18 protein-coding genes are annotated in these 26142 nt (G+C 71.7%); 10 read left to right on the forward strand and 8 right to left on the reverse strand.

Features of this window, described 5'->3' with window-relative positions; all coding sequences use genetic code 11:
* Position 1 precedes the first annotated feature (1 nt).
* On the reverse strand, positions 2 to 1252 hold the full coding sequence (locus ID574_RS20815; protein WP_223166911.1) for an ABC transporter substrate-binding protein: 1251 nt from the start codon (positions 1250 to 1252) through the stop codon (positions 2 to 4).
* A gap of 129 nt (positions 1253 to 1381) precedes the next feature.
* Between ID574_RS20815 and ID574_RS20820 the strand changes: the two genes are divergently transcribed.
* The 3 genes from ID574_RS20820 (at position 1382) to ID574_RS20830 (ending at position 5413) form a co-directional block, all read left to right on the forward strand.
* Positions 1382 to 1888, forward strand: a complete 507-nt coding sequence (locus ID574_RS20820; protein WP_188190592.1) for a PadR family transcriptional regulator — start codon at positions 1382 to 1384, stop codon at positions 1886 to 1888.
* Entirely contained in the window at positions 1885 to 2613 is a 729-nt protein-coding gene (locus ID574_RS20825) for an ABC transporter ATP-binding protein (RefSeq protein WP_188190593.1), read from the forward strand. Before ID574_RS20820 ends, ID574_RS20825 begins: the two co-directional genes overlap by 4 nt.
* A 532-nt stretch (positions 2614 to 3145) precedes the next feature.
* Positions 3146 to 5413 (forward strand): ABC transporter permease, encoded by a 2268-nt coding sequence (locus ID574_RS20830; protein WP_188190594.1) that lies wholly within the window; start codon positions 3146 to 3148, stop codon positions 5411 to 5413.
* On the opposite strand, the gene treS is transcribed toward ID574_RS20830, so the two are convergent.
* Together treS and ID574_RS20840 are read right to left on the reverse strand one after the other, a co-directional pair.
* Positions 5400 to 7121: a maltose alpha-D-glucosyltransferase gene (gene treS / locus ID574_RS20835; RefSeq protein WP_188190595.1), complete on the reverse strand. Its 1722-nt coding sequence runs from the start codon at positions 7119 to 7121 to the stop codon at positions 5400 to 5402. The two genes, ID574_RS20830 and treS, sit on opposite strands and share 14 nt — an antisense overlap.
* A gap of 261 nt (positions 7122 to 7382) precedes the next feature.
* Complete coding sequence (locus tag ID574_RS20840) at positions 7383 to 9005, reverse strand: asparagine synthetase B family protein (protein ID WP_223166912.1); 1623 nt, start codon at positions 9003 to 9005, stop codon at positions 7383 to 7385.
* 82 nt (positions 9006 to 9087) lie between these two features.
* Between ID574_RS20840 and ID574_RS20845 the strand changes: the two genes are divergently transcribed.
* The 4 genes from ID574_RS20845 to ID574_RS20860 all read left to right on the forward strand — a co-directional run bounded on the left by ID574_RS20845 (position 9088) and on the right by ID574_RS20860 (position 14385).
* Complete coding sequence (locus tag ID574_RS20845; protein ID WP_223166913.1) at positions 9088 to 10935, forward strand: hypothetical protein; 1848 nt, start codon at positions 9088 to 9090, stop codon at positions 10933 to 10935.
* A gap of 32 nt (positions 10936 to 10967) precedes the next feature.
* A complete protein-coding gene (locus tag ID574_RS20850) occupies positions 10968 to 11591 on the forward strand; it encodes an anticodon-binding protein (RefSeq protein ID WP_188190597.1) in 624 nt (207 codons plus the stop codon).
* A 125-nt stretch (positions 11592 to 11716) separates the two neighbouring features.
* Positions 11717 to 13099 carry a diaminopimelate decarboxylase gene (lysA, locus tag ID574_RS20855; protein ID WP_188190598.1) on the forward strand — a complete coding sequence of 461 codons (1383 nt, stop codon included), beginning with the start codon at positions 11717 to 11719 and terminating at the stop codon, positions 13097 to 13099.
* Positions 13096 to 14385, forward strand: coding sequence for a homoserine dehydrogenase (locus ID574_RS20860; protein ID WP_262496030.1), 1290 nt, complete (start codon positions 13096 to 13098; stop codon positions 14383 to 14385). The genes lysA and ID574_RS20860 overlap by 4 nt, the downstream gene beginning before the upstream one ends.
* Here ID574_RS20860 and ID574_RS61650 read toward each other — a convergent pair.
* The 4 genes from ID574_RS61650 to ID574_RS20880 are packed head-to-tail and all read right to left on the reverse strand — an operon-like array spanning position 14382 to position 20249.
* Complete coding sequence (locus ID574_RS61650) at positions 14382 to 16073, reverse strand: glycosyltransferase family 2 protein (RefSeq protein ID WP_188190599.1); 1692 nt, start codon at positions 16071 to 16073, stop codon at positions 14382 to 14384. The genes ID574_RS20860 and ID574_RS61650 overlap by 4 nt on opposite strands.
* 8 nt (positions 16074 to 16081) lie before the next feature.
* Positions 16082 to 18310, reverse strand: coding sequence for a glycosyltransferase (locus ID574_RS20870; protein ID WP_188190600.1), 2229 nt, complete (start codon positions 18308 to 18310; stop codon positions 16082 to 16084).
* Positions 18307 to 19815: a glycosyltransferase family 2 protein gene (locus tag ID574_RS20875; protein ID WP_188190601.1), complete on the reverse strand. Its 1509-nt coding sequence runs from the start codon at positions 19813 to 19815 to the stop codon at positions 18307 to 18309. Before ID574_RS20875 ends, ID574_RS20870 begins: the two co-directional genes overlap by 4 nt.
* On the reverse strand, positions 19812 to 20249 hold the full coding sequence (locus ID574_RS20880; protein WP_188190602.1) for a hypothetical protein: 438 nt from the start codon (positions 20247 to 20249) through the stop codon (positions 19812 to 19814). Before ID574_RS20880 ends, ID574_RS20875 begins: the two co-directional genes overlap by 4 nt.
* Before the next feature lie 248 nt (positions 20250 to 20497).
* Between ID574_RS20880 and ID574_RS20885 the strand changes: the two genes are divergently transcribed.
* The gene (locus ID574_RS20885; RefSeq protein ID WP_188190603.1) at positions 20498 to 21571 is read left to right on the forward strand and encodes a glycosyltransferase family protein; all 1074 of its coding nucleotides are present in this window, start codon (positions 20498 to 20500) and stop codon (positions 21569 to 21571) included.
* Complete coding sequence (locus tag ID574_RS20890) at positions 21568 to 23220, forward strand: glycosyltransferase family 2 protein (protein ID WP_188190604.1); 1653 nt, start codon at positions 21568 to 21570, stop codon at positions 23218 to 23220. Before ID574_RS20885 ends, ID574_RS20890 begins: the two co-directional genes overlap by 4 nt.
* A gap of 216 nt (positions 23221 to 23436) precedes the next feature.
* On the opposite strand, the gene ID574_RS20895 is transcribed toward ID574_RS20890, so the two are convergent.
* The gene (locus tag ID574_RS20895) at positions 23437 to 24909 is read right to left on the reverse strand and encodes a glycosyltransferase family 2 protein (protein ID WP_188190605.1); all 1473 of its coding nucleotides are present in this window, start codon (positions 24907 to 24909) and stop codon (positions 23437 to 23439) included.
* Positions 24910 to 25065: 156 nt separating this feature from the next.
* On the opposite strand from ID574_RS20895, the gene thrC reads away from it, so the two are divergent.
* Positions 25066 to 26124, forward strand: coding sequence for a threonine synthase (thrC, locus tag ID574_RS20900; protein ID WP_188190606.1), 1059 nt, complete (start codon positions 25066 to 25068; stop codon positions 26122 to 26124).
* Positions 26125 to 26142 lie beyond the last annotated feature (18 nt).

Here is a 26142-nt window from a genome sequence, read left to right on the forward strand (position 1 = left end):
CTCACTGGGTTCTGATGATCTCTTCGAGTTCGGATTTCATGGAGGCCGCGACGTCGTCGGCGGTCTCGGCGGTGGGGGTGCTCAGGGCCTTGGCGACCGAGCTCGCGATCACCAGGCTCAGCTGGTTGTAGTTGGCGCTCACCGGCCGGGCCTTGGCGGCCAGGATGCTCTCCTTGAGCACCGGCAGGTACGGGAAGCGCTTGATCAGGTCGGGATCGTCGTAGAGCTCGGTCCACACCGGAGGGAACGACCCTTCGGTGAGGACGCGGCGCTCGTTCTCCAGGCTCGTGAAGTAGCGGATGAACTCCTGCGCCGTGTGCTGGTGCTTGGAGAAGGCGCTGATGGCGAGATTGGCGCCGCCGAGCGTGCTGGAGCCCGGCCCGTCGAGCCCGGGCAGCCGGGTCACCCCGAGCTTGTCGCCGAGCTTCGCCTTGGCGGGCCCGTAGGCGTGCGGCCAGTTGCGGGCGAAGGCCAGCCTGCCCTCCTGGAAGGCCAGGCGTGACTCCTCCTCCTTGAAGCTCAGCGACTCCTTGGGTATCCAGCCCTCGCGCAGGCCCTGGAGCAGGAAGTCGAGCGCGATCGCACCTTTGGCCAGGTCGAGCGTCACCTCCGTGCCGTCGTGGCTGAGGATCTGCCCACCGGCCGACTGCACGGCCTCGGAGAAGTTCACGGTCAATCCCTCGTAGGCAAGGAACTGCCCCGCGTAGCCTTCAATATTGTGTTTTTTCGTGATTTCTCGTGCCTGGTCGCGTAGCTCCGCCCACGTCCGCGGCGGCTTCTTGACCAGGTCGGTCCGGTAGTAGAGCAGTCCCGCGTTGCTCGTGTAGGGGACGGCCCAGAGCTTGCCTTTGTAGACCGCCGTCTCCACGACGGGCGGCAGGAACCTGTCGAGCGGGAACAACCCGCGCTCCAGGGGGATGATCCAGCCGTTCTCCGCGAACTCGGCGGTCCAGTAGACGTCGAGCCCCAGCACGTCGTAGCGGCTGCTCTGGGCCTGGAGGTTGGCCACCATCTGAGCGCGCTGCTCGTCGGCGGCCTCGGGCAGCTCCAGCAGCGTCACCTTCTCGGCCGGGTGGGCCTGGTTCCAGCGATCCAGCAGGGGTTGCAGGTATGCCGTGGTGTCGCGGCCGGTGGCGAACGTGATGGGCCCGGTGCCGCCCGTCCCCGTGTCGCCGCCGCCCGTGTCGCCCGCCGCCGCGCAGCCGGCCGTCGCCAGGAGGACGGCCAGCATGAGCGGGAGCGAGCGAAACACTCTGTTTCCTCCGAGTTCAGAGGGGTTACATACGTGTTAGGTAGATGCATTCATGTTATGCACACCTGTAATCTGATGGTCAACGGATAACTGCGTAACGCATTCGTAACATGGTGGGGAGGTGGGGCGGTGCGGCTTCACCTGCTGGCGCTCCTGGCGAAAGAGCCGGCTCACGGCTACGAGCTCAAGCAGGCGCTCGAGCAGACCTTCGGCAGCGCCTATCCCTCCCCGAACATCGGGCAGATCTACGTGACCCTGGGCAGGCTGGAGAAGGACGGCCTCGTCAGGGCCGTCGACGTCGAGCAGTCCAACCGGCCCAACAAGAAGGTCTACTATCTGACGGCCAAGGGCCGCGAGGTGCTCACGACCTGGGTGGACGAGCCCACCGAAGGGCCCAGGGTGCGCGACGAGTTCTTCATGAAGCTCGTGCTCGCGCCGCTCACCGGCATCGCCGACCGGATGGCGCTGATCAACCGGCAGCGCCGCCACTACCTTGGGCTCATGAGCGACCTCAACGACCTCCTGTCGCGCACGGCGCCGACCGACCGGGTGGCCGTGCTGCTCATCGAGGGGGCCATGCTCCACCTGCAGGCCGATCTTGACTGGCTGGAGCGGTGCCAGGAGGATCTGGCATGACCTCGGTTGTGAAAACGGTCAATCTGGTCAAAATCTACCAGGACGGTGCGGTCCCCGTGCCCGCCGTTCGGGGCGTGGACCTGCAGGTCGAAGCGGGCGAGTTCGTGGCGATCATGGGACCGTCCGGGTCGGGGAAGTCCACGCTGGTCCACATGCTGGGCGGGCTCGACACCAGGACCAGCGGCGAGATCTGGCTCGACGGCAAGCGGGTCGACACGCTCTCGGAGAGCGCCTGGGCGGTGCTGCGGCGCAAGAAGATCGGGTTCGTCTTCCAGTTCTTCAACCTGGTCGCCAACATGACGGTCGGCGACAACGTCGAGTTGCCGGCGCTGCTGGCCGGGGCCTCGCCCAAGGTGGCCCGCGAGCGCAGGGAGAGCCTGCTGGCCGCGCTCAACCTCACCGACCGCGCCGACGCCGCGCCCGCCCAGCTGTCCGGCGGCGAGCAGCAGCGGGTGGCGCTGGCCAGGGCGCTGGCCAACCAGCCCAGCCTGCTGCTGGCCGACGAGCCGACGGGCAACCTCGACAGCCGCAACACCCGTGACGTGCTGCGCCTGCTCGGCGAGGTGCACAAAGAAGGCCAGACCATCGTCATGGTCACCCACGACGCCCGGGTGGCGAGCCTGGCCGACCGGCTGGTGTCGCTGTTCGACGGGGAGATCGTCGACGACGGCCGCATCGCGCGCCGCCGCACCGGCACGGCCGGCGAGGTGATCGATCTCCGATGACCGCCGTCCCGCCCCACCGCCTTCGCACCCGTCCTCTGACGCCGGCACCCGGGCCTGGGACGGCGGCAGGATCGCCAGGTGAGCGCGGGTGCGCGACCGAGCGGTTCGTAAGAGCGCCACGCCACCGACCCGACGACCGTGCCCGCTCACGTCGCGTGCTGGGCGGGCGCCGGGTTGTGCGGTCGGCGCCTCCACGTCGCGCTTCCGGCGACGTCGGGGTCACCGGTCGCGTGGGGCGGTGGCACGGTGCGCGGGTCGATCTGACGAGTGCCGCTCCGCCCGGCCGGGCGGCGTCGCGGACGCGCCGCGTCGCTCGCGCGGGGCAGTGGCACGGCGCATGCGGACATGGGCCTCCGGCGAGCGCCACCCCTCCCCGCCGCCCGGCGGCGCGCCGCAGTCGTAGGCGGCCGCCGTCTGCGCCTGCGGCGATCCCGCCGCGTTCCGATGAGGCGTGTGGTGGAGGGTGCCGGGCCGACGCTGATCATGCGGGGACCGGGGGCGTCGCGAAGCGGGGAAGGGCGGTGGGAGAGTCGTGAGCGCCGCGCTGGCGGGCAGCCGCTGGATCAAGGCCGACCTGCGGGCCAGGAAGGGCCAGGCGGCGCTGACCGTGCTGGCCGTGGCAGGGATCGTCGCCGCGCTGATCACCGCCGCGACCCTGCTGGAGGACGGCACGAACCCGTGGCGGAGCCTGTTCGCCCAGACCGACGGGGCCCACGTCTGGTTCTACACCGACGAGAGCCCGCGGGCGGCTGTGGGCGGCATCGACGGCGTGACGCAGATCGCGGGCCCGTACCGGTCGGCGCCCGTGACCGTGGCCCAGGACGGCGGGAAGGAGCCCGCGGCGCTGCGCGCGATGCCGGCCACGCCGCCGCAGGTGGCGCACCCTCTGGTGACCGAGGGCAGGTGGCTCGACGCCGCCCAGCCCGACGGGGTGGTCGTGGAGCGGTCGTTCGCGACCGCGCTGCGGCTCGGGGTCGGCGCGCCCTTGACGGTCATCGCCCTCAGCGGCGAGCGGCACACCCTGTACGTACGCGGCATCGCCGACTCCGCCGAGCAGGGCTTCTACCCGCAGTGGACGCCCGGCCTGGCCTACGTCCTGCCGGCCATGCTGGACCGGATCGAGCCCATGCTGGGCCGCAGCGAATGGGTGACCGGGCTGCGCCTCTCCGACCCCGACGCCACGCAGGTCGTCTCGCAGCGCGTGGTCGTCATGCTGGAGGACGCGCTGCAGCGGGTCTACACCTGGCGCGAGGTCAGGGCCGCCATGGAGCTCGACAACCGGCTGCTCGGCACGCTGCTGGCGCTGTTCGGGGTGGTGGGGCTGGTGGCGGCCGCGCTCGCGCTGGCCAACGCGGCCGGCGGCCGGGTGCTCGGCCAGCTGCGTGACCTGGCCACGCTCAAGTCCATGGGCTTCACCAAGGGTCAGGTCGCGCTGCTGCTCCTGGTCGAGCACGGCGCGCTCGGCCTGCTCGGCGTCGCGATCGGCGCGGTCGCAGGCTGGGGCGTCATGGCCCTCATGCTCGGCGCGACGTCCGTGGCGCCGGCGCCGGTGCTGGCCATCGTGGGCGGCACGGCGCTGGTGGTGCTGGCCGCCGTGGGGCTGCCGTCCTGGCGCGGCGGGCGCACCCCGCCGATCCCCGACGTGCCGTCCTCGCCGCCGCGCGGCCGCCTGTCCAGGCTGGCCAGGCTCGCCCTCCTCGTACGCCTCCCGCCCGCCCTCGTCCTCGGCACCAGGGACGCGTTCACCAGGCGCGTGCCGGCGTTCCTGACGGCGTTCGGGCTGGCCGTGCCGATGATGATGATCACCATCGGGCTGGGCGTGTGGGCCACGCTGGACGACTTCGCCGACCACCCCGAGCAGGTGGGCCAGTACGCCTCCCTGTACGTCAGGCCGGGCAAGCTGGAGTCGGCCGAGGCCAAGCGCATCGCCGAGCAGGACGAGCGCGTCGCCGCGGTCTACCCGGGCACCGACGTCAACGCGCTGGCGCCGGGCATGGCCCGCTCGGTCCGGGTGCGGGCCATCGGCACCTCGACGCAGCCGTACCCGTTCCCCGTGGTCGAGGGCCGGATGTACGACAGGACCGGCGAGGCCGTGGCCGGGCAGGGCCTGCTCGACCTGCTCGGAATCAAGATCGGTGACCGGGTGCGGCTGACCGTGGGCGGCACGCCGCTGATCGTCCGCGTCGTCGGCCGCACCGTCGAGCCCGACCTGGACGGCGAGGTGCTGTCAGTGGGGCTCGACAGCCTGGCGGCCAAGGACGCGGTGCCGCCGGAGTTCTATGCGCTCGCCCTGAAGCCGGGCGCCGACCAGGCAGAGGTGCGCGGCCGGCTGCTGGCCGACTCGGCCGAGGGCCTGGACGTGCAGGCCGCGGTCAACCCGGCCGACCGGCTGGCGGTCATCAGGGTGGTGATCGTGGCGCTGATCGCCGTGCTGACGCTGATCGGTCTGGCCAACCTGCTCACCGCGAGCGCGCTCGGCCTGCGCGACCACGCCTTCGACCTGGCCGTGCTGAAGGCCATGGGGCTGACGCCGCGCCAGGTCATGGCCACGCTCGTGACGGGCACGGGCCTGCTGGTCGTGCTCGGCGTCGGCGCGGGCGCCGCGGCGGGCATGTCCGTGGTGACGGGGCTGATCGACCTGCAGGGCCACACGAGCGGCGTCGGGGCGGGCATCGGCCGCCCGCCCTCGGCCCTGACGCTGGCGCTCGCCGTGGTGGCGGCCGTGGGCACGGCCCTCGCGGTCGCGCTCATCCCCGCGCGCCGGGCGGCCCGTGCCCAGGTGCCGGTCACGTCCCGCTGACGTCCTCCGCGACGGCCTCGGGGTGCTTGAGCGCGAACCAGTAGAAGCCGTGGGCGGGCAGCGTCAGCAGGTACGGCAGCTCGCCGACCGGCGGGAATTTCACGCCGCCGCGCGCCTCGACCGGGATCAGTCCTTCGAACCTGCGCAGGTCCAGCTCGACCGGCTGCGGGAACTTCGACAGGTTGTTCACGCAGAGCATCACGTCGTCGCCGTCCTCGCGCACGAACGTGAGCACGGCCGGGTTGGAGGACCACATTTCGGTGTACGCCCCGATGCCGAACACCGGGTGCCTGCGCCGGATCTCCAGCATCTTGCGGGTGAAGTGGAGCAGCGAGCCCTCGTGGCGCTGCTGGGCCTCCACGTTGACCGCCTGGTAGCCGTAGATGGGGTCCATGACGGCCGGCAGGTAGAGCCGCCCGGGGTCGGCCGTGGAGAAGCCTGCGTTGCGGTCGGGGCTCCACTGCATCGGCGTGCGCACCGCGTCGCGGTCTTCCAGCCAGATGTTGTCGCCCATGCCGATCTCGTCGCCGTAGTAGATGATCGGCGAGCCGGGCAGCGACAGCAGCAGCGCGGTGAACAGCTCGATCCGGTCTCTGTCGTTGTCGAGCAGCGGGGCCAGACGTCGGCGGATGCCCAGGTAGGCGCGCATGCGCGGGTCCTTGGCGTACTCCTTGTGCATGTAGTCGCGCTCTTCCTCGGTCACCGTCTCGAGCGTGAGCTCGTCGTGGTTCCGCAGGAAGATGCCCCACTGGGCGTTCTCCGGCAGCTTCGGCGTACGCGACATGATCTCGGAGATCGGCTCGCGGGTCTCCTTCTTCACCGCCATGTAGATGCGCGGCATGAGCGGGAAGTGGAAGGCCATGTGGCATTCGTCACCGCCCGTCGTGGGGTCGCCGAAGTATTCGACGACGTCCTCCGGCCAGCCGTTGGCCTCGGCGAGCAGCACCCGGTCGGGGTAGAGACGGTCGACCTCGGCGCGGATCTTCTTCAGGTAGGCGTGCGTCTCCGGAAGGCCGGAGCACGCGGTGCCCTCCCGCTCGAACAGGTAGGGGACCGCGTCGAGCCGGAACCCGTCGATGCCCAGGTCGAGCCAGAACCGCAGCACCTCCAGCATGGCCTCCTGGACCGCCGGGTTGTCGTAGTTGAGGTCCGGCTGGTGGTGGAAGAAGCGGTGCCAGTAGTACTGCTTGCGCACGGGGTCGTAGGTCCAGTTGGACTCCTCGGCGCCGATGAAGATGATCGGCGCGTCGGGGTAGCCGCCGGGGTCGTCCGACCACACGTAGAAGTCGCCGTACGGCCCTTCCGGGTCGTGGCGGGAGGCCTGGAACCAGGGATGCTTGTCACTGGTGTGGTTCATCACGAGGTCGGTGATGACCCGGATGCCGCGCTCGTGGGCGGACTCGATCAGCCGGACGAAATCCCCCAGATCCCCAAAATCCGGAAGGATCTTCATGTAGTCCGAAATATCGTAGCCGCCGTCGCGCAGCGGCGACTCGTACAGCGGCAGCAACCACAGGCAGTCCACGCCGAGCCACTCGAGATAGCCGAGCTTCTCGATGAGGCCGCGCAGGTCGCCGGTGCCGTCGCCGTTGGAGTCCTTGAACCCCCGGACGAGAACCTCGTAGAACACCGCCCGCTTGTACCAGGCTGGGTCTTCCGAGACGAACGCCTCGGAGATCGGCTCCGGCGATGGGGATGCGTTGATCATATGTCGCTCACAGGAAGAGATGTGGGCAGGACGAAGTCACCGGTTGCCCCGGCGTTCTGCTGGTGACCGCGCCGCGTGGAGTCGTCATCCCTGCGAACTCCACTGCCCTACAACGGGATCGGATTTGTGATCCGGTGCCCGTTTGTGCGGCGCTTACGGGCCGAACACTACCAGCCCGTCGGCTTTCCGGAACCCGCTTCTGCTGTGCAAGGTTTAATACCCACGAGATCCGTATGTAATCGCACTGTTACCGAGAGTTCATCAAAAAGGTGTCGCAAGGTCCGCGACGTCGTTCTCGAAGTCGCTCAACCAGAGTCCGAAGAGTACCAATCCGCGCACCCAGAAGCGGTCATTCCAGCCGTTGAACCTGGTCAGCGCGTCGGGCCCGCCGGCGATCACCTCGTGCAGTTCCTCCGAGAGCAATCCGGGCACACGGTTCACAACCGTCTCCAGCATGCTGTGCGCATAATTTCGGGCCGGCGCGGCGGTCGAGCGCAGCGGCACCCGCTGGAGCGGCTGCTTGACGACGTTCGTGGACGGCAGGGCGGCCACCCTGGGATTGGCGGCGTACAGCACCTCGCGGTAGAAGCGGCCCTTGTCCTTTCTGGCCACGCCGACCGACAGCGCGGCGTCGAAGAACTCCGGGTGGATGAACGGCGCCGCGAACGACGCCTCGGGCCCCACCAGGTTGACCGCCGAGCGCGCGATGCCGCGCACGGTCCTCGTGTGCAGCACCGACAGCGGCAGCTCGGCCCGGTGGCCGTGGAGCATGGAGGTGGCGGCGGCGAACTGCTCCCGCACGCTCTCCTCCATCCACTGCGCGGCGGCCTCGGACAGGAACGGCTGCGAGGGCGCGCCCAGCGACAGGGAGCCAAGCACGGCCGCCGACCGCTCCGCCTGGGTCCTGGCCTCCAGCGCGGCCCCGCTGACCATGAAGTTCTTCAGCAGCGGCCCGCCGGCCAGCCCGTCGACGAGGATCCGGCCCGCGCCGTGCACCTCCTTGGCGAAGGGGGCGTACCAGGCGTGGTGCGGGGTCAGGTACTCGAGCCTGCGGGCCACCTCGGCGGCGTCCGCCGGGTAGCCGGCGGCGTCCTGGGTGATCACCCGGTGCGGGATGCCCAGCTCCTTGGTGATCGCCCTGGCGAAGGCGATGTCGGTGTCGGTGCCGTCGTCGGGGCTGGTCGTCCACGACTCGACGTCCGCGCCGCGGGCCTTGGCCACGCTCGCCAGCAGCCGCGAGTCGTAGCCGCCGCTGACCGGCACCAGCAGCTTGCGGCCGTCGTACTCCTCGTAGACCGTGTGCAGCAGCTCCACGATCTCCTGCGGGCTGACCCACGCCTCGTAGGGCTCGGTGCGCAGCCAGCGCGGCAGCCGCCGCTCGGTGGCCAGCCGCCCGTGCTGCCACACCAGCGCGCTCGCCCCGGTCAGCCGCTTGACCTCGGTGTACGGCGTCGCCTCGCCCAGCGGGAACGTCACCTGGATGATCGAGGCCCACGCCGACCAGTCGATCGTGATCGGGACCAGGCTGAGCAGCGGCTGGATCAGCGAGGAGAAGTAGACCGCGTCGCCCTGGCGCACGTAGTAGACGTCCACCAGCCCCAGCGCGCCCGTGTGGAGCGTGACTTTGCTCGAGTCGCCGATGAGGCCCGGGGTCTCGTACGTCTCCGCGACCGTGATCCAGTCGTCGGCGGCTTTGGGCCTGCGCTCGCCCCAGGCGAACGCGTACGACTCCCCGGCCCGGTGGTAAGGGGGCAGGGGCGTGGAGCTGAACAGCGCGGCTTCGGCCGTCTGGAGCGCAGGCCGCACACGCGGGCCCGCGGCGGTCAGCTTGCCGAGTATGGCTGTGTCGATCCGGCCGAGAGCGCCGCATACGTAGGGTCTCACGTTGAACTGCACCGGATCTCATCCCTTCGAGACGCTTCGGCAAAAGAGTATCCTTTGCCGGGCTGAGGGAGCGGAGGAGCAGTTGTCTACGGAGCTTGAGAGCACGCGAAGAGCCCTGCGGGATGCCATTGCGCAGGCAGAGCGCGCGGCCGAGCTGGCCAGGCTGCTGGACGCCGCCCAGGCTCGGCTGGCCGAGGCCGAGCGGAGCGTCGAGGAGGCCAAGGCCCTGGCCGGGCGGCTGAGCGAGACCGAGGAACGACTCGCGGCCGAGCAGGCCGCCGCCGACAAGCTGCGCAAGGAGCTCGCCGAGCAGCGCTTCCAGGCCGAGGTGGCCAACTGGAAGCTGTCCTCCATCAAGGTCGCCCGCTGGAACCGCCTCGGTGACGCCATCAAGAGCGGCAAGAGCAACCCGGTGCGGCTTGCCAAGGGCCTGAGGGGCGCGGCCAAGCCGGTCAAACGGCCCACCGCGCCCAAGCGCAAGCCCGTGGCCCCGGTCAAGGCCGCCAAGGACGAGCGGCCGGGGGCCGCGTTCCAGGCCACGACCTCGACCAGGACGCTCGGCGGCGCCTCGTTCAAGCTCAAGCCGTTCCGGGTGCCGACCGGCCCCAACACCCGGCCGCACCTGACGGCCGCCGTGATCGCCGACCCGCACGCCGAGGCGCTGCTGCGCTACGAGTGGCGGCAGACGACTGGTTTCACGCCGCGCGACTTCGCGCGGGTGCTCCCGCTCGAGGTGCCACACCTGCTCGTCGTCGAGTCGGTCACCCAGGGGGCCTGGGCCGAGGAGATCACCGGCGAGCCCGGCGAGGGCATCAGGGCGCTGCTGGCGTGGTGCGCCGAGCGCGGCATCCGCACCGTGTTCTGGCACACGCAGGGCGACGTGGCCGATTACGCCGCCACGGCCCAGCTGTTCGAGCACCGGTTCACGACCGACCTGGCGGTGCCGTGGCCGCGGCTGCAGTTCGGGGTGCAGCCCAGGATCCACAACCCGCTGCCGCTCGCCGGCGGGCGCATCGACCGGGTGCTCACGCTCGACCAGCTCCTGCCCGGCCACCTGTCTTACCCCGACGTGCTGACCTCCTACCGCTGGCCGGCCGCGGCCGACTGCCCGCCGGGCACCCCGCAGTGGCGGCTGGCCGAGATCGCCGCCTGCGGCACCCCCATCGGCACGGAGCCGGACGAGCGGCGGGCGCACGTGGCGCTGCGGCGGGCGTACCAGATGGGCACGATGACCGAGCGGATCGACGAGATGCTGGAGACGATCGGCCTGCCCAGCGCCCGCGCCACGCTCAACACCTCCGTGCTGCTGCCGATCATGGACCCGTACCTCATGGAGCACGGGCTCGCCCAGGTCGCCAAGCAGTCGGGCGTGGCACAGGTGATCGTCATCGGCCCGCCCGAGGCCGAGCTGCGCGCCCGCGACGTGCTGCCCGACAAGGAGGTCGTCTACCGCCGCCCGCATCCCGCGATGACCGAGGGCGCGATGCTCAACGCCGGGCTCGACCTGTGCGAGGCGGACCTGGTGGCGGTCATGGACCCGCGTGACGTGTACGGCCCGCACTACCTGTCCGACCTGCGGCGGGCCTTCCTGTTCAGCACGGCCGACATCGTCGGCAAGGCCGCCTTCTACGCCCACCTGCGCAAGCCCCAGGCCACGCTGCTCAAGCAGCCGGAGGCCGAGTACTCCTACCTCCCGGAGATCGCCGGCGCGACCCTCCTGGCCCGCAGGAACGCCCTGCGCGAGCTGGGCTTCGCCGATCTCACCGAGGGCTGGGACGAGGTCATGATGCGGCAGTGCCGCACGGACGGGATCAAGGTGTTCTCGGCGGACAGGTTCGGGTACGTGCGGGTGCGCGACGAGGACCGCTGGCTGCTGGGCGCCGCCCACCTGGTCGAATACGGCTCCGCCGAACCCCACGCGCTCATCTGAGCCCGGGAGTTCCCTGGCATAGGGTCGTCGGTGTGACGCTCCATGAGCTGGCCGAGGCGCTGGGGGAGCCGCCGGCGCCCGAGGGGACGTGGGAGCGGGAGGCGGTGTACGTCTCCGCGGCGCCCCTGCGGCAGCGGGTGCCCGCGGCCGGTCTCGCCGAGCGGGTGCGGGCCGTGCCGGGGGTCGCCGACGTCGAGGTCCAGGAGAACGGGTTCTTGCGGATCGGCGTGCGGGTCCCCGGGGAGTTCCTGGAGTCCTTCGAGCCCGTGGCGATACCGGAGCCGAGATGGCCGGATTTTCCCCGTACATGGGAGAACCCTGGGTTCGTCGTTAGATATGGGCATGCGCGGGCCCGTGCCGTCCAGCGGTGGGCTCGGGAGCTGGGCGTGCCGGAGGCCGGATTCCGGCCCGAGCTGCTCGACGGCCCCTATGACCGGCGGGTGCTGCGGGTGCTGGCCGAGCTGCCCGGACGGGTGACCAGCAGGCACCCGGGGTGGGAGACGTACCTGCTGCGGCTCGCGCTCGCCTATCACGACGCCCACGAGCGCGCGCCCGCCGTGCCCCGCGGTGACGAGCCGGTACGGCCCGTGCACACCGCGCGGGTGCGGCTGGCGGAGGCGGTCGGCGGAGTGTTGATCGGACCCGAACGGCTGTGATGAATTGCAAAATATCCGGCTAAACGGCCAAAAACCGTAAAAATATCCCTTTCTTGCCCTTGATCGTGTCTCGATACGTGGGCAGTGGGTCATGGCGGACCTGCGGTTCCGATAGCCTCGATCGGGTGAGTCGATTCGTCCATCCCGCCGGGGACCGGCACGCCGAGATGCTGCCCCACGAGCGCCCACCGCAGGCGCCCGCCGACCTCAACCGGATCAACCCCGCGATCTGGCCCCGAACGTCGACCCGGACCGATGGCGCGCTCACGGTCGGCGGTGTGGACGTTCGCGATCTGGCCCGCGACCACGGCACGCCGCTCTACGTCCTCGACGAGGACGACGTGCGCTCGCGCATGCGCGACTACGCCACCGCGTTCGCCGGCTCCGACGTGCATTACGCAGGCAAGGCGTTCCTGTGCAAGGAGATCGTCCGCTGGCTGAAGGACGAGGGCCTCGGGCTCGACGTGGCCAGCGGCGGCGAGCTGGCGGTCGCGCTCAGCGTCGGCTTCCCGCCCGAGCGCATCACGATGCACGGCAACAACAAGTCCGCCGCCGAGCTGTCCCGGGCCGTGGAGGCCGGGGTCGGGCACATCGTGGTCGACTCCTTCGAAGAGATCGCCAGGCTCGGCTACCTCGCCGAGCAGCAGGGCAAGCGGCCCAAGGTGATGATCCGGGTGACCACCGGGGTCGAGGCGCACACGCACGAGTTCATCGCCACGGCGCACGACGACCAGAAGTTCGGCCTGTCGCTCGGCGCCGGGGCGGCCGCCGAGGCCGTGCGCCGCATCCTCGCCCTCCCGCAGCTCGAGCTCGTCGGCCTGCACTCGCACATCGGGTCGCAGATCGTCGACACGGCCGGGTTCGAGGTGGCCGCGCGCCGCCTCACCTCGCTGCTCGTGCAGATCAAGGACGAGCACGGCGTGGTTTTGCCGGAGCTCGACCTCGGCGGCGGCTACGGCATCGCCTACGTCGAGGACGACGAGGCGCCCGACATCAAGGAGCTGGCCGACGGGCTGCGCGAGATCGTCACCAAGGTGTGTGTGGACGCCGGCCTGCCCGTGCCGCGGCTCACCGTCGAGCCGGGCCGGACCATCGTCGGGCCGGGCGGCATCACCCTTTACGAGGTCGGCACGGTCAAGGACGTCGAGGGGCTGCGGACCTACGTCAGCGTCGACGGCGGCATGAGCGACAACGTCCGCACGGCGCTCTACGGCGCCGAATACACCGCCGTGCTGGCCAGCCGCGAGAGCACCGCCGAGCCCATGCTCAGCCGCCTGGTCGGCAAGCACTGCGAGAGCGGCGACATCATCGTGCGCGACTGCTACCTCCCGGCCGACCTGGCGCCGGGCGACCTGATCGCCGTGGCCGCGACCGGCGCCTACTGCCGCTCGCTGGCCAGCAACTACAACTACCTCCCCAAGCCCGCCGTGGTGGCCGTCTCGGGCGGGGCCGCGCGGGTGATCGTGCGGGGCGAGACCGAGGACGACCTGTTGAGGGGGCAGCTGTGAAACCGCTGAAAGTGGCGCTGCTGGGCTGCGGCGTCGTCGGCACGCAGGTCATCAGGCTCATGCACGAGCAGGCCGCCGACCTGACCGCGCGCATCGGGGCCCCGCTGGAGCTGGCCGGGGTCGCCGTACGCCGGCTCGGCCGCAAGCGCGACATCGACGTGGACCCGGAGCTGTTCACCACCGACGCCGAGTCGCTGGTCGCCCGCGACGACGTCGACATCGTCGTCGAGGTCATCGGCGGCATCGAGCCCGCCCGCACACTGATCGTCTCCGCCCTGTCCAGGGGCAAGGCCGTGGTCACCGCCAACAAGGCGCTGCTGGCCGAGGACGGCGCCGCTCTCTACGAGGCCGCCAGGGCCGGCAACGGCGACCTCTACTTCGAGGCCAGCGTCGCCGGCGCCATCCCGCTGCTGCGGCCGCTGCGCGAGTCGCTGGCCGGCGACCACGTCAAACGGGTGCTGGGCATCGTCAACGGCACCACCAACTACATCCTCGACAAGATGGACACCACGGGCGCGTCCTTCACCGACGCCCTGGAGGAGGCCCAGACCCTCGGTTACGCCGAGGCCGACCCGACGGCCGACGTCGAGGGCTTCGACGCCGCCGCCAAGGCCGCCATCCTCGCCGGTCTCGCCTTCCACAGCCGCGTCACCGCCGCCGACGTGCACCGGGAGGGCATCACCGAGATCACCGCCACCGACGTGGCCTCCGCCAAGGCCATGGGCTACGTCATCAAGCTGCTGGCCATCTGCGCCCGCTCCGAGGACGGCCGCTCGGTCGGGGTGCGGGTGCACCCGGCCATGATCCCGCGGAGCCATCCGCTGGCGGGGGTGCGGGAGGCGTACAACGCGGTCTTCGTGGAGGCGGAGTCGGCGGGCCAGCTGATGTTCTACGGCAAGGGAGCCGGCGGGGCGCCCACGGCCTCGGCCGTGCTCGGCGACCTGGTGGCCGTCGCCCGCAACCGCCTGGCCGGCACGCGCGGCCCCGACGAGTCGACCTACGCCGACCTGGCCGTGCACCCCATGGGCGAGACCGTCACGCGCTGCCACGTGGCGCTCGACGTGGCCGACAAGCCGGGCGTGCTGGCCCGCGTGGCGGAGCTGTTCGCCAAGCACGACGTGTCGATCCAGACCGTGCGCCAGGAGGGACACGGCGACGACGCCCAGCTCGTCATCGTCACCCACCGCGCCACCGACGCCGCGCTGTCGGCGACGATGGAGGGGCTGCGGGAGCTCGACATCGTCCGCGCGGTCGCCGGCGTGATGCGCGTCGAGGGCGACGACTAGCCCGACGTGTGCCGGCCGTCGGGGAAGGCGAGGTTGCGGACCCGGCGGACGGCGCGTTTCAGCACCGTCCGGTTCTGCTCGCGGGCCAGGCGCACCGCCTCGCGGCGCCAGGCCTCCGCCTTCTCGCGCCAGCGGGCCGCGTCCCTGCCGTTCTTCCCCGCCTCCCGCTTCAGCTGGGAGATCTCGGCACGCAGGGCGGCTGTGCGCTTGCGGTAGAGGGCGATCTCCTTCTCGTGCTTGGCCACGAGCCTGGCGAGCTCCGACGCCGGCCGTTTGCGTGGCGGGTAGACGGCCGGGCGGCGTTTGAAGCCGAAGCTCTCGCCGTCCACCCATCCCAGGCCGAACAGCGTGTCGATGAGGTCGTCCCGGTCGTCCTCGGGGGTGGCGACCAGGGCGGCCCTGGCCAGGGCGGCCGTGCGGTCCAGGCGGGCCGTCGTCACGCCCTCCCCGGTCTCCTCCAGGGCGACGCAGAGCGTGCCGGCGTCGTGCTCCTCCATGTGGGCCAGCAGGTTCTCCAGCGTGTCCTTCGACGGAACCCAGCCGGGGGGCACCTGGAGGCGGAACGGCGCCGGAGAGCCGGGGACCGCCTCGTCCACCGCCAGCCGGACCCGCGCGTCGTGCTCGAACGTGGCATGGATGAGCCGCAGGTCGAGATCAGGGTCGGCGAGCGGGGAGCGGCGGCCGGACGGCAGCGCGTCCCACGGGCCGGGGACGGTGACCCGGACGTCCGGTATGGAACTCGCCAGCAGGCCGTCCACCGTCGCCCGGACGTCCTCGTACGAGCCCGGCGCCACCACCGCGTCCACGTACGGCACCAGCCACTGACGGCCCGGGTCCGTGCGCAGGTAGCGGCGGTAGGGGACGCGGTCGGCGACGTACGGGTCGTTGTAGCGCTTCAGCGCCGCGAAGTCGCGCATCGCCGTGGGCAGGCCGATGTGCCACGCGCGGGATTCGGGGTCGGGGACGAACACCACGCCCGCCTGAGTGAGCCGGTAGCCCAGCTCCGTGTCCTCGGCCAGCACCAGCGAGGTGTCCATGCCGCCGATCGAGCGCAGCAGCGCGGCCGGGTACGACACCGTGGCCCCCACGTGGATGCGGGTCGCCAGCGAGCTGGGCGCGCCGCGCAGGCCGTCGTGGTCGAGGATGATCTTCTCGGCCCAGTCGTGCCGATGCGGGGACAGCGGGAAGAGCATGTGCTCCGTGCCGGAGGCCACGGCCTCGCGTACATGCTCGGGCGAGGGCAGCGCGTCGGCCGGGGTGAAGTCGATCCAGCCCAGCGCCACCACGTACGGGGCCAGGTGGTGCCAGCGCAGCTGGGCCTCGACGTGGCGCCGGTGCGGCACCATGTCGGCGTCCAGGACGAAGACGACCTCGCCGGTCGCGGCGTCCAGGCCCGCCTGCACCGCCCACGCCCGACCCCAGCCGCCCGGCGGACTGGAGATCAGCTTGGTCCTGGCCGGTGCGAGTTCAGGCAGGTGGAGCGGGGTGCTGCTGCCGTCGTCCACCACGATCACGTCGAGGAGGTGCTCCGGGTAGCTCTGGGCCGAGAGGGCGGCCAGGGTCAGGTCGAGCGTCTCCTGGCGGTCGTGGGCCGGGATGACGACCGTGACGGTCAGCGTGGGCTCCCACGCGCCCAAGGCGGGTGGGGTGAGCACGCCGAAGTCGTTGTGAGGGATCCGGGGGATCATGGGCGGGTTCATCGGACGGGGCTCCCGTCCAGCTCCATGAGGGCGTTCGGGCGGAAGCCGCGCCACTGGCGCCGGTTCCGCTGCAGGAACGTGCCGATCGGCTCCTGCCACGTGTGGTTGGCCGCCGGGCCTCTGCGCAGGATGTAGCCCAGGCCGTGCGTGCGGTAGATCTGGCCGCCCGCCGCCTGCAGGGCCTCCTGGAACTGGGTGTCCACAGAGCGCCGCAACGGACGGAACCCGCCGATCGCCTGGAACGCCGACCGCTCCACCAGGATCGTCCCGCCGGCCACGAAGCTGGTGATCTGCTCGGTGATCTGCTTGCGATGCACGGTCACGTCGATGGAGGACAGGTAGACGAACTCCGGCACCGTGCCGACCACCTGGGCCCCCGAGTACGAATGCGCCAGCAGCAGGTCCGACAGGAAATCGGGGCCGTACCAGTCGTCGTCGTCCATCTTCAGCAGGAACGAGCCCGACGCCCTGGCCGCGGCCTCGTTCAGCACCTCGCCGAACACGGCCTGGTGGTCGGCCTCGTAGACGGTCAGCGGGCCCTCGAACGCCGCGATCGCGGGAGCCACGTCCGGGTGGCCCTGCGGCACGCCGTGGAGGGCGAGGATCACCTCGAGCTGGACGTCGCGCTGGCGGGCGATCTGGTCGAGCGCGAAGGAGACCATGTCGGTGCGGCGGGTGGCCAGCAGGACCGACGTGAGCGGGGGCGCGGGGGCGGGCGCGCCGAGCTGCTCCCACCTGGCAGCTACCCCGTGCGTACGCAGGGCGGCGCGCCGCAGACGGATGCTGTGCTCCTCGCGTCGGAGCTCGTCGGAGAGGTCCGGGCAGCCTTCGATGAGCTCGATGACCTCCTCGCCGAGGGCGCCCGCCCAGCGCGGCACCGCCTCGGCCGCCAGCGGGACCCCGGCGGCGGCGAGCCCGGTCAGGACCCGCACCGCGGCGAGCGGGCCGCTGTGCGCGTGCCGCCAGTCCACCTCGACGCCGCGGATCTGGCGCAGCCTGGCCACGTCGGCGTCGGTGACCCCGCCCGATTCCGCGAACGTCGTCACGACCTTCCCGTCCAGCACCACCGACCAGCGGCCGTCCCGCTCGGCCAGCGACGCCATGCCGCGGGACGGGGTGGTCACGAAACCCATGGGGTTGACCAGCCGCTCGTCCACCGGGGGCACCATGGACGGCTCGCCGAGCACGTCAGGATCGGCCAGCGGGGAGTGGGTCATCCCGGGGCGGCCGAGCCGCTCCCAGCTGACGGCCTGGATGGTGGGCCGCTCGATGGGCGTCTCCTCCCCGGCCCACTCGACCGCCGCGACCTCCCCGTTCCACGCGGCGGCGGACCTGGAGCCGTCGGTGTGGGCTGTGTCGCTCATCTCCTCGCCCCACGGGGTGTCGGCCCTCAAGCCGTCGATGTCCGCCGTCTTTCCACCGGCTGCGGCCCCTGAGCCCTCTGCCCCGCTCCGCGCGGCCGCCGCGCCTGAGCCATCGGTGTGCGGCGCCGTCAGAGTGGGGCTTTGGGGGTGGTGGGCGTCGCTTGCGCTCTCGGCCGACTCGGTCCGGGTGGGGGCGTGTCCGTCGGGGTGCGTGCCGTCGCGTTGTACGCCGTGAGGGGCCAGGTCGATGCGGTCGGGGGCGGGGATGGTGCGCAGGACCACGTCGCTGCCCGGCGCGCCGACCCGCTCCGGCACAGGCCCGGTGACCTCGGCGGGCGTCGCGTTCGGGTCGCCCGGTCGCCAGTCCGCGGCGCCGACGCCCGCGATCGCGGCGGCGGGTGCGGCGATCACGTCCAGGCGGTGGCCGGCGAACGCCCGGGCCGTGGCCGTCACCGTACGACCCGCCGGCGTGGGCGCGGAGAAGCTGGCGTCCACCACCCAGACCCGGTTCCTGGGCTGGTACACCCGCAGGTCCGTCAGCGACCGCCACCGGTGGGCGGGCGTCGGCGTGGGCACGGGCGCCGGATGGGCGGCAGGCGTGTCGAGCACGGCCACCACCACCCGCCCGGCCTGCGGCAACAGCTTGTGCAGGGTGGCGACGCGCCGCAGGTCGGCCGGCGTCCTGGCCAGCACGAGCACCTCACGCACCTGCTCGGGCTCGGCGACCGGCTCCAGCAGATCCCGATCGAGATCCACCACCTCGTCGGATTCGCCCGTCGCGGCGTGGATCGGGGCGACGTCGTCGATCCCGGCGAAGAAGACGCGGGCCCCGCCGAGCTCCGCCAGCAGCTCCCGGATCATCCGGCGCTCCTCAGATGCCTCATCAGCGAGCGCAACGGGCCGCCCGCGCCGTCCTCCGCGGCGGGCTCGGCCGCCGTCGAGAGGCGTTCGACCTCGGCGCGGAGCCGCTCCACCTCGCCCCGCAGCTCCTTGATCTCGCCCAGCCGCCGCCCCGCCAGCGCCCGCCACTTCGCGGCGTCGCCGGTCAGCGGCTCGGCCTCCTCGGCCACCGCGAAGCCGTACTCGTTCCCGCCGACCCACTCGGACCCGTACATCTCGTCCACGAGGTCGTCGACGGCGCCCTCGAAGAGGGCGGCGCGGGAGAAGGCGGCCGTGCGCTCCAGGCGGGCGGCGACCACCCCGTCCGAGCCCTCCGCCAGCGCCACGCTCACCAGCCCCAGCAGGTCCTTGTCGGCGTGCTCGACGAGCCGGGCGAGCGTGTCGGCGCCCAGCACCCATCCGGTGGGCAGGTGCAGCTGGAAGGGGGAGGGGGCGGCGGAGACGGGCATGCTCTCCGCGAAGGCGACCCGCGGCTCGTGAGCGTAGAGGTTGTGGAGCAGGCGCAGGTCGAGCAGGGGATCGTCGAGGTTGGAGCGGCGTTCGCCGGTGAGCTTGCCCCACGGGCCGACGAGCGTGACGGCGGCGTCCGCGAGGGTCCCGGCCAGCGCCGAGTCCACGCTCGCCCGCGTCTGCTCGTACGTCGTGGCCGTCACGACCACCTTCACGTACGGCACGAGCCAGTGGCGGCGCGGATGGCTGCGCAGCCAGCGCAGGTCGGGGATCAGGTCGCCCAGATAGGACCAGTTGTGCCGGTGCACCTCCTTCTCCCGCAGCATCACGGTGGAGGGCCCGACGTGCCACGCCCTGGCCTCGGCGTCGGCGATGAACACCGCACCGGCCTGCGACAGGCGGTATCCCAGCTCGGTGTCCTCGGCCATGTTCAGCCCGGTGTCCACGCCGCCGGCCGCGCGCAGCAGCTCGGCGCGCACGGAGGTCGAGGCGCCCGTATGCAGCAGGTACGCGCTGGATCCCGCGCTCTTGAGCCGCCGGGTGGACTCCAGCGTCTTGCGCGTGTACTCGGACTGGACGCCCTCCTCACCCGGCGTGTCCACGAACCGCGTGTCGCCGATCACCACCGCGTAGTCGATGAGGTGGTGCCAGCGCATGTGCGCCTCGAGGTGGTCCTCGGCCAGCAGCATGTCGGAGTCCAGCCAGTGGATCACCGCGCCTGCGGCGGCGAGCTGCCCGGCCTGCCTGGCCGCGCCGCGCCCCCAGCCCTCGGCCACCCGTACGACGCGGGCGCCCGGCACGTCGAGGGGCGGCTCGCTGCCGTCATCGGCGACGACCACCTCGACGAGCTCGGCCGGGTACGTCTGCCGCGCCAGCCCCGCCACCGTGCGCTCCAGCGCCTCCGCGCAGTTGTAGGCGGGGATGACCACCGAGACGGTCAGCGAGGGCTCCCAGGCGCCGATCGCGGGCGGCCGCAGCACGCCGTAGTCGTTGTGCCTGACCCGCGTGCCCGTCACACCGCGTCCCTGGTCAGCGCGCGGACCTCCGCGCGCAGTTCCTCCACCTCTCGCGCCCGCGCCATGGCGTTCACCCGGTCCTCTCCGAGCGAGGCCAGGATCGCGCCGAGGTCGTCGGCCCGCCGCGCCGCGGACTCCTCCACGGCCTGCACCAGCAGGTCCAGTCTGGTCTCGATGTTCTTGAGCGCCGCGGTGGTGCGGGCCAGCTCGGCCTCGTACTTCTTGATCCGCAGGTCGATGCGGTGGGCCTTGCCGTCGAGACGGCGCACGATGAGCACGAGGTAGGCGAGGGCCGCCAGTGCGACCAGGAACGCCACCGTGGCCGCCGCCGCGCCCAAGGTGATGAGGCCGGTGAGGACGAGGACCACGAGCACACCGGCTACCACGGCCGAGAGGAGTGCGCCGGTCGCTGCCAGTCGGCGGGGCGAGAGCATCCGCGCATACCTTTCGTAGATCACTTCTAGTTGGACATCGCAGGCATCATGGACTGAGTCGGGATTATTGACACCTTAATAAACATTGGCCACTACCGTGCCATAAGTTCCTGGAGGATAACTGGCAATCTTCTCCCCCTCGACCTGCGAAGGCTGTCCTGCCGAAAGTGCCACCCGCGTCTACTCGTCAGTAAAACCGGCGTAAGGTAGGCGCCGACTGATCCCCAGCGGTCGAGGAGCACGCATCCATGTCCGTCACCCCTTGCGGCTTCGCGCGTACGCCGGAGAAGGGGCTGGCCCGCCTGCACTGGGACGACTCCGGATGGGCGGTCGAAGGCCAGCCGCCCGACGTGCCCGCGCTGCGCCCGCTGCGCGGGCTCGAGATCGAATGGCCCGACGCGCCGGTGCCCCTGGACGGCCTGCTGCGCCTGGCCGCCGCCGGGATCCCGCTGACCGCCGGCCGGGCCGCGCCCTGGGTGCCCGCCGGCCTCGCCGCGCTGCTCACCGACCGGGCCTGGCTCGACCACGCCCCCGACGGCACCGCGCGCTGCCTCGCCGACCTGCGGCGCGAGGAGCACAGCGTACGCCTGCGCCGCCTGGCGCACCCGACGCCCGCGCCCAAGGTCAGCATCGTCATGTCGACCAAGCGGCCCGGCCTGGTGGGCGCGGCGCTGAAGCAGATGGAGCGGCAGCGCGACGTCGAGGCCGAGGTGCTGCTGGGGCTGCACGGGGTGGCGTTCGAGCAGGTACGCGCGGCGGTCGAGGCCTGCACGCTGCCCGTCACCTGGGTCGAGGCGGACGCTTCCGTGCCCTTCGGCGAGGTGCTCAACCGGGCGGCGGCCCCGGCGAGCGGCGACTACCTGGCCAAATGGGACGACGACGACTGGTACGGCCCGCGCCACCTCGCCGACCTGTTCATGGCCCTGACGTACGCGGGGGCCGACGTGGTGGGCACGACGGCCGAGTTCTTCTACCTGGAGCCGCTGAAGGCCACGATCAGGCGGACGACGTTCGCCAGCGGGGCGGGCTATCCGAGCGAGGTCTGGTCCGATCACGTGGCCGGCGGCACGATCATGGTTTCTTTATCAAAATTTAGTGAAATAGGCGGATTTCCCGGGGTTTCCCGGGCTGTGGATCTCGAGTTCCTCAAGGCGGCGCACAAGTCGGGGGCGCGCATTTACCGCACCCACGGGCTGGGCTACGTCCTGCGCCGAGGGCTCAGCGACGAGCACACGTGGCGCTTGCCGCTGGCCCACTTCCTCAAGGTGGCCGCCAACCAGTGGCGCGGCTTCCGCCCGAGCCTGCTGATGGAAGCCGCATGAGCGCACGTGGCAGCCGTGCGGCCGCTCGCGGGCGGGTGCGCGGCAACGACTACCGCGTGCTCCAGCCCGCCGAGCGGGTCACGCCGGAGCTGACGGTCAGCGTGGTCATTCCCGCGTACGGCGGCCAGGACAAGCTCGACCTGGTGCTGGCCGGGCTGGCCAGGCAGACCTACCCGGCCGAGCTGACCGAGGTCATCGTCGTCGACAACGGCAGCACGCCGCCGCTGCGCCTGCCCGCCGTCCGTCCCGCCCGTACCCGGTTGGTCGTCTGCCCGGTGCCGGGCCGGGCCGCGGCCCGCAACGCCGGGCTGGCCCAGGCCACCGGCGACGTGATCCACTGGCTCGACTCCGACGTGGTGCTCACCCCGGGCGCGATCGAGGCCCACATGCGCTGGCACCACACGGCGCCGTACCTCGTCGTCACCGGCTACATCAGGTTCACCGGCGCCGAGGTGCCCGCGGAGCTGCCCGACGACCTGGAGCGGCATTTCGAGCCGGCCGAGCCGCACGCCTGGATCGTCGACCTCGTCGAGCGCACGAACGGTCTCACCGACAACCCGCAACGCCCGTTCAGCCTGCACGTCGGCGGCGCGACCTCGGTCAACGCCCGGCTCATCGAGGCGGCGGGACCGATGGACGAGGAGCTGATCCTCGGCCAGGACACCGAGATGGGCTACCGGCTCGCGCAGGCGGGCGCGGTCTTCGTACCTGAGCCCGCGGCCCGCGCCTACCATCTCGGGCCGACGATGCGGATGCGCGACAAGCGGCCGATCGACCGGGTGAGCCACGCGTTCGTGGCCGACCGCATCCCGGCCTACCGGTGGCTGCGCGGCCATCCGGGGCGGCAGTGGAAGGTGCCGTACGTCACCGTGGTGGTGGACGGGACGGCGGGCTACGAGCAGGTGCGGACGACGGTGGACTCCCTGCTCGCCGGCACCGTTCCCGACATTTCCGTACTCCTCCTCGGCCCCTGGGACACTCTCCGGCGCGAGCACCGTTCCCCGCTGCTGGATCCCGGCCTGGACCTCGTGCTGGTCCACGGCCACTACCGGTACGAGGGCCGGGTGCGGCTGTCCGCCGCCGAGGACGTCGATCCCGCCGTGCCGTTCGTGCTGCGCCTGCCCGTCGGCTGGGTCCCCGGCGAGGACACCCTGGCCCGCCTGCTCGACCTGGCCCGCGACGAAGGCCTGGGGCTCGTGAACGTGCTGCTCCAGGAGTCGTCCCAAGGGGTCGTCGCGGCCCGGCTGGAACGCGTGTCCGCCTTCGCCAGGGCCCGCATCGTGGCCGAGCCGGGGGAGGACCTGGACGACGTGGTGGACGCGGTGTCGGGCGTGTCCTGGGTCGAGGGCGAGACCTACGGGTTCACCACCGAGCCGGCGCCGCCGCTGGGGCGGCGGAGCGCGTACCGGGCCCGCATGGAGGCGGAGGCCGAGGCCGCCCGGCTGGCCAAGGAGGCCGAGCGGCTGCGGGGGCAGGTGGCCAAGTGGAAGGAGGAGGCCGGGCGCTGGCGCAAGTCGGCCGTGGACCTGCGGCGCGAGGTCGGCACCCTGCGCCGCCAGCTCTCCGCCGCCACCCGTGCACAGAAGAGCCTCCGCGCCCTGGTGTCCGCCACGATGAGACGCGCCCTGGGCAAACGCCTACGCGGCTGACGCCATCTACGGCCGGCCGCTTCGGCTGCTTCGGCCTCGTCGAACGGCTCGCCGGTTCTCCCGAGCGCCCGTCTCGCCGAGGGCATGCCTTCCGTCGACGGCGCGTCGGCCGGCCGGATGCGACCTGCCATGGGCGGACGGCGCGGTAGGCGGGCGCGACGCCGCGGTGCGGGTGGAAGGCGCGGGTGTGGCGGGGGTGGACGCCCTGGAACGGGGTCAGTTGGGGCGGAGGGCGGACTTCAGGCGCCTCAGGAGGGTCTTCTCCGGGACTTCCACGGGGACCGTCACCGGGGCAGGGATGGTGACCGGTTCCGATTGTTTGGGAGCGGGCCAGTAGCGGTCCGGCGGCTCGTGGCGTACGCCGTGGGTGTCGGCGATGACGGCGTCCAGGTCGGCCCCCGGGCCGGTGAGCAGCACGGCGCGGCCCAGCGCCGACGTGCGCTCCAGGCGCGCGGTGCGCCCGTCGGGGAGGTCCACGACCAGGACGCCGGCGAGGTCCTTCTGCATCGACTCGATCATCCGCTCCAACGTCACCCGGTGCAGCGGCACGTCGACGGGCCCGCGGTAGCGGAACGGGGTGGGCGCGGGCGTCGGCGCGGCCTCGTCGATCAGGCGGATGCGTTCGTCGTGCGTGAACAGGTCGCGCAGCAGCCGCAGCTCGAAGCACGGATCCGACAGCACCGACCGCCGCGAGTCGGTCAGCCGCGACCACGGCCCCACCAGCGTCACCACGACGTCCTGCTGCTTGCCGTCCAGCGCCGCCGCCACGGCCTCGCGAACCACCGATTCGCAGGTGTCGGTGACGTCGAGGACGATCTCGACGTACGGCACCAGCCACCGCCGTCCGCGATCCTTGCGCAGGTCCCTGCGCAGCGGGATCCGGTGCGCCAGATAGGGCTCCACCGCCCGCACGGCCCGCTCCCGGTCGCGGTGCTGGGCGGGCAGCCCCAGGTGGACGGCCTGCGCGTTCATGTCGGGCACGAACACCACGCCGTGCATCGCCAGCCGGTACGAGAACTCGGTGTCCTCGCCCCGCGCCACGGTCGGGTCGAGGCCGCCCACGGCGTGGAAGACCTCTCTGGGAAGGGCGAAGGTCGGCCCCGTGCACACGTGGTATGGATTGCGGCTCTTGCGCAGCCCGTCCGTCTTGGCGATCGTCGCCTCGGTGGAGCTGGACACGGCCTCGTCCAGCTTGAACAGCTCTCCCAGGTGTCCCGCGCGGAAGACCTGGCGCGGCGTGAGGGGCGGCGCCTCGACGAACTTCTTCATACCGATCGTGACCAGGTAGTCCGTCACGTGGTGCCAGCGGGCCAGGGCCTCGATGTGCTCGCGGCAGGCCACCATGTCCGAGTCGAGGCGCTGGATGATCTCGCCGTCGGCGGCCTTGGCGCCGGTGTTGACGGCGTTGGAGATGCCCCAGCCGTCCCGCACGCGTACGACGCGGGTGTTGACCGGCCGGATCTCGGGCAGCCGGAGCGGCGGCTCGCTGCCGTCGTCGACGACGAGGACCTCCATCAGGTGGTCCGGGTACGTCTGCGCCGCCAGCGCCGCCAGCGTCAGGTCGAGCTTGTCCTGCCCGCCGTGCGCGGGTATCACCACGCTCACGGAAAGGGCGGGTGACCAGGCGCCGAGCTGCGGCGCTTCGATCGGTGAATAGTCGTTCTGCCTCAAAGCAGGACGCGCGTTCATGGTCGTGACCCCCTGCCGAGACCTTATCGGGAGATGCTGAGAATTTCCTGAATAGTGGCCCTGTCCAACGGATCCGCCCCACGGGCGGAGGCGAATCCTCGCCGACCCCTCGCACCCCGTACACTCAGTGCCCAACACCGCAGGTAGGGAGTCATCATGAGCAGGTCGTGGCGTGGCCTCATCGAGGAATACCGCGAGCGTCTTCCCGTCACGCCGAAGACGCCCGTCATCACGCTGCTCGAGGGCGGCACGCCGCTGGTGCCGGCCCACCGCGTCTCGGCCCTGACGGGCTGCGACGTCTACCTGAAGGTCGAGGGGGCCAACCCGACCGGCAGCTTCAAGGACCGCGGCATGACGATGGCCATCAGCAAGGCGGTCGAAGAGGGGGCCAAGGCGGTCATCTGCGCCTCCACCGGCAACACCTCGGCCTCGGCCGCGGCCTACGCCGTCCGCGCGGGGCTGACCTGCGCCGTCCTGGTGCCTCGGGGGAAGATCGCCATGGGCAAGCTGGCCCAGGCGCTCGTGCACGGCGCCACGCTGCTGCAGGTCGAGGGGTCGTTCGACGACTGCCTGGAGATGACCCGCAAGCTGTCGTCCAGCTATCCGATCGCGCTGGTCAACTCGGTCAACCCGTTCCGGCTGCAGGGGCAGAAGACGGCCGCGTTCGAGATCGTCGACACGCTGGGCGACGCCCCGGACATCCACTGCATCCCGGTGGGCAACGCGGGCAACATCTCGGCCTACTGGATGGGATACCAGGAATACTGCGCCGACGGCGTGGCCACCAAGCGGCCCCGGATGTTCGGGTTCCAGGCCAGCGGGGCGGCGCCGATCGTCGAGGGCGCGCCGGTGGCCCGTCCCCACACGATCGCCACCGCCATCCGCATCGGCAACCCCGCGTCGTGGGCCCTGGCCACGGCGGCGCGCGACGAGTCCGGCGGGGCCATCCAGTCGGTGACCGACCGGCAGATCGCGGCGGCGTACAAACTGCTCGCGCAGGAGGAGGGCGTGTTCGTGGAGCTGGCCTCCGCGGCCAGTGTCGCCGGCCTCCTGCAGGCGCATGCGCAGGGAATGGTCCAGCCGGGGCAGACGATCGTCTGCACGGTGACCGGCAACGGGCTCAAGGACCCGGACTGGGCCATCTCGGGGGCGCCGGCGCCGGTGGTCATCCCCATCGACGTCCACGCCGCCGCGGCGGCGCTCAACCTCGCCTGACGGGGGCGAACAGGGAGT

The sequence above is a fragment of the Nonomuraea sp. SYSU D8015 genome (genome assembly GCF_008065375.1).
Classification (GTDB): domain Bacteria; phylum Actinomycetota; class Actinomycetes; order Streptosporangiales; family Streptosporangiaceae; genus Nonomuraea.